We start from the raw sequence: 9,342 nt of genomic DNA, 5'->3' as shown, positions 1-9,342 counted from the left end.
GGATATCCCCCAAAAGAAGTCGCAAAGCGAAACAGGCCGCTATTGTAGCCCCGCCGGACCAACTTATCCACATGAGAAACACGCTTGGACACAAGCAAAATCAAGGTGTTAATGATTTCGCCAGTGGTCGGATAATAACGCCATGAGCCTTGTGGATAACAACTGAATGAGGCAGGGGATGGCTCTGGTGATCGTCCTGTGGAAAAAATCCCTGTGGAAAAATCAGCCATCCATACCCAGCTTTCCAACCGTTGCCGCACAGGCCACCCACCCATTCCGGACAGGGTTATCATTCGGCCAATCCGTGCAGTACCACTGCCTCCATGAAGTTATGCACAGGGCAGGGCATCCCTAAACATAATCATCGCTTCAATCTTTAAAAAAGAGATTTCCTCCCTTTCTATTCATATTTGTATCCGCCGCTGGTTGGAAATTGACCTGACCGCGCGATTTGACTAGAATCGCCGGTCTCTTTAAACGGGGTCACTGCGACCTCAAGTCGTCAACCCAGGTACCGAATCATGAAACGTACTTTCCAACCCAGCACCCTCAAGCGCGCTCGCGTCCACGGTTTCCGCGCTCGCATGGCCACCAAGAACGGTCGTCAGGTTCTGTCGCGTCGTCGCGCCAAGGGCCGTAAGCGTCTGACCGTCTGATTTGTCCGACACAGGTGGTGAGTCAAGGCTTCGACCGGGATAAACGTCTACTGACAGCCCGGCAATTCACAGCGGTCTTCGACTCCCCCACCTCCAAGGTTCCCGGCAAGCACATCCTGCTGCTGGCGCGCGAAAACGGTCTCGATCACCCCCGCCTCGGCCTGGTGATCGGCAAGAAGAACGTCAAGCTCGCCGTCGAGCGTAACCGCCTCAAACGCCTTCTCCGCGAATCCTTCCGCCACAACCAGCAAAGGCTGGCCGGCCTGGATATCGTGGTCATCGCGCGCAAGGGCCTCGGCGATCTGGAGAATGAAGAGCTGCACCAGCAGTTCGGCAAGCTCTGGAAGCGCCTGTTGCGCAATCGGCCCAGCCCGGAACCTACGACAGAATCTCCGGGAGTGGCCGACAGTTCCCATGCGTAGACTGGCGCTTCTACTGATCCAGTTTTACCGCTACGCCATCAGTCCCATGATGGGCAGGCACTGTCGTTTCTATCCCAGCTGTTCCTGCTACGCGCAGGAAGCCATCGAAACCCATGGCTTCCTGCGTGGTGGCTGGCTGGCCGCTCGTCGCCTCGGCCACTGCCACCCCTGGCACCCCGGTGGCTATGATCCGGTACCGCCAGCCCCATCCAAGACCGCCCCTTCCTCGACGGCCGAGTAATCATGGACATCAAACGTTCAATCCTATTCGTCGCCCTGGCAATCGTGTCCTACGCGCTGGTCCTCCAGTGGAACAAGGACTACGGCCAGCCCGAACTGCCAGCGCAGACCGCGACCTTCAACCAGAACGAAGGCCTGCCGGATACCTCCGTGCCTGCCGGCAGCGCGGCCAGCAACGCCGACGTACCGACCGCCCAGAATGCCCAGGCAAGCCTGCCCACCGAGCAGAAGCCGGCGGCCGTCAGCGACCAGCTGATCCGCGTGAAGACCGACGTTCTGGACCTGGCCATCGATCCGCGCGGTGGCGATGTGGTGAAACTGGGCCTGACCCAGTACCCGCTGCGCCAGGATCGCCCGGATGTACCCTTCCCGCTGTTCGAGCGTGACCAGCAGCGCACCTACCTGGCCCAGAGCGGCCTGACCGGTGCCAATGGTCCGGATGCCGCTGCCAGTGGCCGCCCGCTCTATGCTTCGGCCAAGCCGGTGTACGAACTGGCTGACGGTCAGGACCAGATGGTCGTCGACCTGACTTATGCACAGGATGGCGTCAACTACATCAAGCGCTTCACCTTCCACCGCGGCCTGAAAGGCGACTGCACCGAGAAGGAAAAGGCCCAGAAGAAGCTCGAGTGCATCAACCCCAATGCCTATCAGGTCGGCGTGAGCTACCTGATCGACAACCAGAGCGGCAAGCCCTGGAGCGCTTCCCTGTTCGCCCAGCTCAAGCGTGACGCCAGCGCCGATCCGTCCTCCACCACCGCCACCGGCGTGTCGACCTACCTCGGCGCCGCGGTCTGGACCCCTGAAAAGCCCTACGTGAAAGTGTCCATGAAGGACATGGACAAGGAGCAGTTCAAGGAATCCGTCCAGGGTGGCTGGGTCGCCTGGCTGCAACACTACTTCGTCACCGCCTGGGTACCCGCCAAGGGCGACACCCACAATGTGATGACCCGCAAGGACGCCCAGGGCAACTACATCGTCGGCTTCACCGGCCCGAACATCACCGTCGCGCCGGGCGCCAAGGGCGAAACCAGCATGACCCTGTATGCCGGTCCCAAGCTGCAAGCCTACCTGGGCGATCTGTCCAAGGGCCTGGAACTGACCGTCGACTACGGTCCGCTGTGGTTCATCGCCCAGCCGATCTTCTGGCTGCTGCAACATATCCACAACCTGGTGGGTAACTGGGGCTGGTCGATCATCCTGCTGACCATCGTCATCAAGATGGCCTTCTTCCCGCTGTCCGCCGCCAGCTACCGTTCCATGGCGCGCATGCGTGCCGTATCGCCGAAGATGCAGGCTCTCAAGGAGCAGCACGGTGACGATCGCCAGAAGATGTCCCAGGCGATGATGGAGCTGTACAAGAAGGAGAAGATCAATCCGCTGGGCGGCTGCCTGCCGATCCTGGTGCAGATGCCGGTCTTCCTGTCCCTCTACTGGGTACTGCTGGAAAGCGTCGAGATGCGCCAGGCCCCGTGGCTGGGCTGGATCGTCGACCTGTCGGTGAAGGATCCGTTCTTCATCCTGCCGATCATCATGGGCGCCACCATGCTGGTTCAGCAGATGCTCAACCCGACGCCGCCGGACCCCATGCAGGCCAAGGTCATGAAGCTGATGCCGATCATCTTCACCTTCTTCTTCCTGTGGTTCCCGGCCGGTCTGGTGCTGTACTGGGTTGTGAACAACTGCCTGTCCATCGCACAGCAGTGGTACATTACCCGTCAGATCGAGGGTGCGGCGAAAAAGGCCTCCGCCTGATCGCCCCTCCCGACGATTGCCAAAACGCCCCCTCGTGGGGCGTTTTGCTATGTGGATAGTTTTGCCCAGCGTCCTCTTTGTCCTGAGAAAGCCACGAGACCGCCGACATGAATGCAGCCCGTGAAACCATCGCCGCCGTCGCCACCGCTCAGGGCCGTGGCGGGGTCGGCATCGTCCGCGTCTCCGGCCCCCGTGCCCGCGCCATGGCCATCACCCTCAGCGGTCGCGAGCCACAGCCTCGCTACGCTCACTACGGGCCATTCCACGCCGACGACGGCGACGTCATCGACGAGGGCTTGCTGCTGTTCTTCCCCGGGCCGAACTCCTTCACCGGCGAAGACGTACTGGAACTGCAGGGCCACGGCGGCCCGGTGGTGATGGACATGCTGCTGCAGCGCTGCCTGGAACTGGGCGCTCGCCAGGCGCGCCCGGGCGAGTTCAGCGAACGCGCCTTCCTCAACGACAAGCTCGACCTGGCCCAGGCCGAAGCCATCGCCGACCTGATCGAGGCCAGCTCGGCCCAGGCTGCGCGCAACGCCGTGCGCTCGCTGCAAGGCGAATTCTCCCGTCGTGTGCACCATCTCACCGACCAGTTGATCCAGCTGCGCATGTATGTCGAGGCAGCCATCGACTTCCCGGAAGAAGAGATCGACTTCCTCGCCGATGGCCACGTCCTCTCCCAACTGGATGCGGTACGCGCCGAACTGGCCGCCGTGTTGCGCGAAGCCGGCCAGGGCGCGCTGCTGCGCGACGGGATGACCGTGGTCATCGCCGGGCGTCCCAATGCCGGCAAATCGAGCCTGCTGAACGCCCTGGCGGGCCGCGAAGCGGCCATCGTCACCGATATCGCCGGTACCACTCGCGACGTCCTGCGCGAACATATCCACATCGATGGCATGCCGCTGCACATCATCGATACCGCGGGCCTGCGCAGCACCGATGACCATGTGGAAAAGATCGGTGTGGAACGCGCCCTGAAGGCCATCAACGAGGCCGATCGCGTGCTCCTGGTGGTGGATTCCACAGCCCCGGAGGCCAGCGATCCCTTCGCCCTCTGGCCGGAGTTCCTCGACAGCCGGCCCGATCCGGCCCATGTCACCCTGATCCGCAACAAGGCGGATTTATCCACAGAGACGATCGGACTGGAAGAAAGCACCGACGGTCACGTCACCCTCACCCTCTCCGCGCGCTCCGGCAATGGCCTGGATCTGCTGCGCGAGCACCTGAAGGCCTGCATGGGCTTCGAACAGACCGCCGAAAGCAGCTTCAGCGCCCGCCGACGCCATCTGGAAGCCCTGCGCCAGGCTGGTGACAGCCTCGAGCACGGCCGCGCCCAGCTCACCCTGAGCGGCGCCGGCGAACTCCTGGCCGAGGATCTGCGTCAGGCCCAGCAAGCCCTGGGCGAAATCACTGGCGCCTTCACACCGGATGATCTGCTGGGTCGCATCTTCTCCAGCTTCTGCATCGGCAAGTAATCCACAGAACCGCTTTTCTTCAACGGTGACGGAGCCATTCCGTCACCGCGCCCGCTCCTGCGCGCTGATTTATCAGATGAACCTCTATCCACAACCGAATTAACGACAGAACCAGCGCCGTTACTAGCTTCCAGGCCTAAAAAAACGTATTTCACAGGCCTCCGTGAACCCTGTGGAAAACTCACGTACAGCCACGTTGACAACACCTGTCGCAAGCCGTGGATAAATCCACCTGTTGATAACAGATCACTTAATCCACAGGCTGAAAACCGGAGATCCCCTGCCACCTGACAGCATCGACACAGGGTTGTTATGCCGTGAAACACAAACGGCACAAGGGCTCAAGGTGGTTATCCACAGAAATCGGCTTCACCATACATAAACACAAGCTCTAAAAAGATTTAAAAAAGTTCCTCTCTTTTATTTTCTATAGAAGCCCACAGCACCGATTGGCTATTTTTTGTTCAGGTGCCTTCAATCGAGAGCCCTTAACCCCTATACTGTCCGGCTCTCTTATTTCTCCTTGATCAACAGGCACGAGGTGCGTGGTGGATTTCCCTTCCCGTTTTGACGTGATCGTGATCGGCGGCGGCCATGCCGGCACTGAGGCCGCACTCGCGGCTGCACGCATGGGCGTGAAGACGCTGCTGCTCACCCACAATGTGGAAACCCTTGGCCAGATGAGCTGCAACCCCGCCATCGGTGGGATCGGCAAGAGCCATCTGGTGAAGGAGATCGATGCGCTGGGCGGTGCCATGGCACTGGCCACCGATAAAGGCGGCATCCAGTTCCGCGTTCTGAACAGCCGCAAAGGCCCAGCAGTGCGCGCCACCCGTGCACAAGCCGACCGCATCCTCTACAAGGCCGCGGTACGCGAAATCCTGGAGAACCAACCCAACCTGTGGATATTCCAGCAGTCCTGCGACGACCTGATCGTCGAGCAGGACCAGGTGCGCGGCGTGGTGACCCAGATGGGTCTGAAATTCCATGCGGATAACGTCGTACTCACCGCCGGTACTTTCCTCGGCGGACTTATCCACATCGGTCTGCAGAATTACTCCGGCGGTCGCGCCGGCGATCCGCCGTCGATCGCTCTGGCCAAGCGCCTGCGCGAACTGCCGCTGCGCGTCGGTCGCCTGAAAACCGGTACTCCGCCGCGCATCGACGGCCGCAGTGTCGATTTCAGCGTGATGACCGAGCAGCCGGGCGATACGCCCATCCCGGTGATGTCCTTCCTCGGTTCCAAGGAAATGCACCCGCGCCAGGTCAGCTGCTGGATCACCCACACCAACGCGCGGACCCATGAGATCATCGCGTCCAACCTCGATCGCTCGCCCATGTATTCCGGCGTGATCGAAGGTGTCGGCCCGCGCTACTGCCCGTCGATCGAAGACAAGATCCACCGCTTCGCCGACAAGGACAGCCATCAGGTCTTCCTCGAACCGGAAGGCCTGACCACCCATGAGCTGTACCCGAACGGCATCTCCACCTCGCTGCCCTTCGACGTGCAGCTGGATATCGTTCGCTCGATCCGTGGGATGGAGAATGCGCACATCGTGCGTCCCGGCTACGCCATCGAGTACGACTACTTCGATCCGCGCGACCTGAAATACAGCCTGGAAACCAAGGTCATCGGCGGTCTGTTCTTCGCCGGCCAGATCAACGGCACCACCGGCTACGAAGAAGCCGGCGCCCAGGGCCTGCTCGCCGGCACCAACGCCGCGCTGCGTTCGCAGGGCCGTGACAGCTGGTGCCCGCGTCGCGACGAGGCCTACATCGGCGTACTGGTCGACGACCTGATCACCCTCGGCACCCAGGAGCCGTACCGCATGTTCACTTCGCGCGCCGAGTACCGGCTGATCCTGCGCGAAGACAACGCCGACCTGCGCCTCACCGAGAAGGGCCGCGAGCTGGGCCTGATCGACGACGAGCGCTGGGCGGTCTTCGAAGCCAAGCGCGAAGGCATCGAGCAGGAAGAACAGCGGCTGAAGAGCACCTGGGTTCGTCCGAACACTCCTCAGGGCGATGCCATCGCCGAGCGTTTCGGCACGCCGCTGGCGCACGAGTACAACCTGCTCAACCTGCTGGCCCGTCCGGAAATCGACTACGTCAGCCTGGCCGAAGTGACCGGCGCCGGTGCGGAAGACCCGCAAGTCGCCGAACAGGTGGAGATCCGCACCAAGTACGCGGGCTACATCGACCGTCAGCAGGAAGAGATCGCTCGCCTGCGCGCCAGTGAAGACACCCAGCTGCCTGTGGATATCGATTACCAGACCATTTCCGGTCTCTCCAAGGAGATCCAGCTCAAGCTGGGTAACGCCCGTCCGGAAACCCTCGGTCAAGCCGGCCGCATCCCGGGTGTGACCCCGGCGGCCATCTCCCTGTTGCTGATCCACCTGAAGAAGCGCTCGTCCGGCCGTCAGCTGGAGCAGAGCGCCTGATGTCCCTGGTCACTGCCCGCCACGCCGACGAACTCGCGCGTGGCATTGAAACACTCGGCCTGAACATCGACGCCGCCACCCAACAGCGCCTTCTCGACTACCTGGCCCTGCTGGCCAAGTGGAACAAGGCCTACAACCTCACCGCCGTGCGCGATGTGGATGAAATGGTCTCGCGCCACCTGCTCGACAGCCTGAGCATCGTCGCTCGGTTCGAAGCTGCCGGTGGCGAACGCTGGCTGGACGTCGGCAGTGGCGGCGGCATGCCCGGTATTCCGCTGGCCATCCTGTTCCCCGGCAAGTCGCTGACACTGCTGGACAGCAACGGCAAGAAGACCCGCTTCCTCACCCAGGTGAAGCTGGAACTGAAACTGGACAACCTCCAGGTTATCCACAGCCGGGTGGAAGCCTTCCAACCCGAACTGCCGTTCAACGGCATCGTCTCCCGGGCGTTCAGCAGCCTCGAAGACTTCACCAACTGGACGCGCCACCTCGGCGACGCCCACACCAATTGGCTGGCCATGAAAGGCGTCCACCCCAGCGAAGAGCTTGCGGCACTCCCGGAAGATTTCCGGGTCGAAGCCGAACACGCTCTGGCGGTGCCGGGTTGCCAAGGCCAGCGCCATCTGCTGATACTGCGCCGCATTGCATGACGGGGAGTGGGGGAAACCATGGCTAAGGTATTCGCGATCGCCAACCAGAAAGGCGGCGTCGGCAAGACCACGACCTGTATCAATCTCGCCGCATCGCTGGTTGCCACCAAGCGACGCGTGCTGATGATCGACCTCGATCCACAGGGCAATGCCACCACCGGCAGCGGTGTGGATAAGTTGTCCCTGGATCATTCCATCTACGACGTGCTGACCGGCGAGTGCGACCTGGCCCAGGCCATGCAGTTCTCCGAGCACGGCGGCTACCAGCTGCTGCCCGCCAACCGCGACCTCACTGCCGCGGAAGTGGTGCTGCTGGAGATGGACATGAAAGAGCACCGCCTGCGCCAGGCGTTGGCTCCCATTCGCGAGAACTACGATTTCATCCTCATCGACTGCCCGCCGTCGCTGTCGATGCTGACCGTCAACGCCCTGTCCGCCTCGGACGGCGTGATCATTCCGATGCAGTGTGAGTACTACGCGCTGGAAGGCCTGACCGACCTGATGAACAGCATCCAGCGCATTGCCGAGCGGCTGAACCCGGCGCTGAAGATCGAGGGCCTGCTGCGTACCATGTACGACCCGCGCATCAGCCTGACCAACGACGTCAGCGCGCAGCTGCAGGAACACTTCGGCGACAAGCTCTACACCACCGTGATCCCGCGCAACGTGCGACTGGCCGAGGCACCCAGCTTCGGCATGCCGGCGCTGGTCTACGACAAGCAATCCCGCGGTGCCCTCGCCTACCTGGCGCTGGCCGGCGAGCTGGTGCGCCGCCAGCGCTCCGCCCGCACCACCGCCACCGCCTAAAGATTAAGGAACCCGCATGGCCGCCAAGAAACGAGGTCTCGGACGCGGGCTGGATGCCCTGCTCAGTGGCTCCAGCGCCGCTACCCTGCAGGAAGAAGCCGTTCAGGTCGACAACAAGGAACTCCAGCACCTGCCGCTGGACCTGATCCAGCGCGGCAAATACCAGCCGCGCCGCGATATGGACCCGCAGGCCCTGGAAGAACTCGCCCAGTCCATCAAGGCCCAGGGCGTGATGCAGCCCATCGTGGTGCGCCCCATCGACAAGGGCCGCTACGAGATCATCGCCGGCGAGCGTCGCTGGCGTGCCAGCCAGCAGGCCGGCCTGGACAAGATCCCGGCCATGGTCCGCGAAGTGCCGGACGAAGCCGCCATCGCCATGGCGCTGATCGAGAACATCCAGCGCGAGGACCTCAACCCCATCGAGGAAGCCGCCGCGCTGCAACGCCTGCAGCAGGAATTCCAGCTGACCCAGCAGCAGGTCGCCGACGCCGTCGGCAAATCCCGCGTGACCGTGGCCAACCTCCTGCGCCTGATCGCCCTGCCGGACGAGATCAAGACCCTGCTGTCCCATGGCGACCTGGAAATGGGCCATGCCCGTGCCCTGCTCGGATTGCCCGAGAATCGGCAGGTCGAAGGTGCGCGACATGTTGTCGCACGCGGCCTCACCGTGCGCCAGACCGAAGCCCTGGTGCGCCAGTGGCTCAATGCCCCCGCGGAACCTGTCAAACCGGTCAAGAGCGATCCGGACATCAGCCGCCTGGAACAGCGCCTGGCTGAGCGCCTGGGCGCTCCGGTGCAGATTCGTCACGGGCAGAAGGGCAAGGGACAGTTGGTGATTCGCTACAACTCCCTCGACGAATTGCAGGGCGTCCTCGCCCACATCCGCTGACGCCAGC

General features: G+C 62.4%; 9 protein-coding genes. All 9 read left to right on the top strand.

The features are described from left to right. Positions 1–521: 521 nt before the first annotated feature. The 9 genes from rpmH (at position 522) to O6P39_RS27280 (ending at position 9,335) form a co-directional block, all read left to right on the top strand. The gene (gene rpmH, locus O6P39_RS27320; RefSeq protein ID WP_003100258.1) at positions 522–656 is read left to right on the top strand and encodes a 50S ribosomal protein L34; all 135 of its coding nucleotides are present in this window, start codon (positions 522–524) and stop codon (positions 654–656) included. Between the two features lie 14 nt (positions 657–670). Then, entirely contained in the window at positions 671–1,078 is a 408-nt protein-coding gene (gene rnpA / locus O6P39_RS27315) for a ribonuclease P protein component (protein WP_275609450.1), read from the top strand. Continuing rightward, on the top strand, positions 1,071–1,319 hold the full coding sequence (yidD, locus tag O6P39_RS27310) for a membrane protein insertion efficiency factor YidD (RefSeq protein ID WP_275609449.1): 249 nt from the start codon (positions 1,071–1,073) through the stop codon (positions 1,317–1,319). Before rnpA ends, yidD begins: the two co-directional genes overlap by 8 nt. A gap of 2 nt (positions 1,320–1,321) precedes the next feature. Continuing rightward, positions 1,322–3,073, top strand: a complete 1,752-nt coding sequence (gene yidC / locus O6P39_RS27305) for a membrane protein insertase YidC (protein WP_275609448.1) — start codon at positions 1,322–1,324, stop codon at positions 3,071–3,073. A gap of 107 nt (positions 3,074–3,180) precedes the next feature. Further along, positions 3,181–4,548, top strand: a complete 1,368-nt coding sequence (gene mnmE, locus O6P39_RS27300) for a tRNA uridine-5-carboxymethylaminomethyl(34) synthesis GTPase MnmE (protein ID WP_275609447.1) — start codon at positions 3,181–3,183, stop codon at positions 4,546–4,548. Positions 4,549–5,096: 548 nt separating this feature from the next. After that, the gene (gene mnmG, locus O6P39_RS27295) at positions 5,097–6,989 is read left to right on the top strand and encodes a tRNA uridine-5-carboxymethylaminomethyl(34) synthesis enzyme MnmG (protein ID WP_275609446.1); all 1,893 of its coding nucleotides are present in this window, start codon (positions 5,097–5,099) and stop codon (positions 6,987–6,989) included. Beyond that, complete coding sequence (gene rsmG / locus O6P39_RS27290) at positions 6,989–7,639, top strand: 16S rRNA (guanine(527)-N(7))-methyltransferase RsmG (RefSeq protein ID WP_275609445.1); 651 nt, start codon at positions 6,989–6,991, stop codon at positions 7,637–7,639. Before mnmG ends, rsmG begins: the two co-directional genes overlap by 1 nt. A gap of 18 nt (positions 7,640–7,657) precedes the next feature. Then, the gene (locus tag O6P39_RS27285; protein ID WP_275609444.1) at positions 7,658–8,446 is read left to right on the top strand and encodes a ParA family protein; all 789 of its coding nucleotides are present in this window, start codon (positions 7,658–7,660) and stop codon (positions 8,444–8,446) included. Positions 8,447–8,462: 16 nt separating this feature from the next. After that, positions 8,463–9,335 (top strand): ParB/RepB/Spo0J family partition protein, encoded by an 873-nt coding sequence (locus tag O6P39_RS27280; protein WP_275609443.1) that lies wholly within the window; start codon positions 8,463–8,465, stop codon positions 9,333–9,335. Positions 9,336–9,342 lie beyond the last annotated feature (7 nt).

The organism is Pseudomonas sp. PSE14 (assembly GCF_029203285.1).
GTDB lineage: Bacteria > Pseudomonadota > Gammaproteobacteria > Pseudomonadales > Pseudomonadaceae > Pseudomonas.
This window is presented reverse-complemented; position numbering and strand designations above follow the sequence as displayed.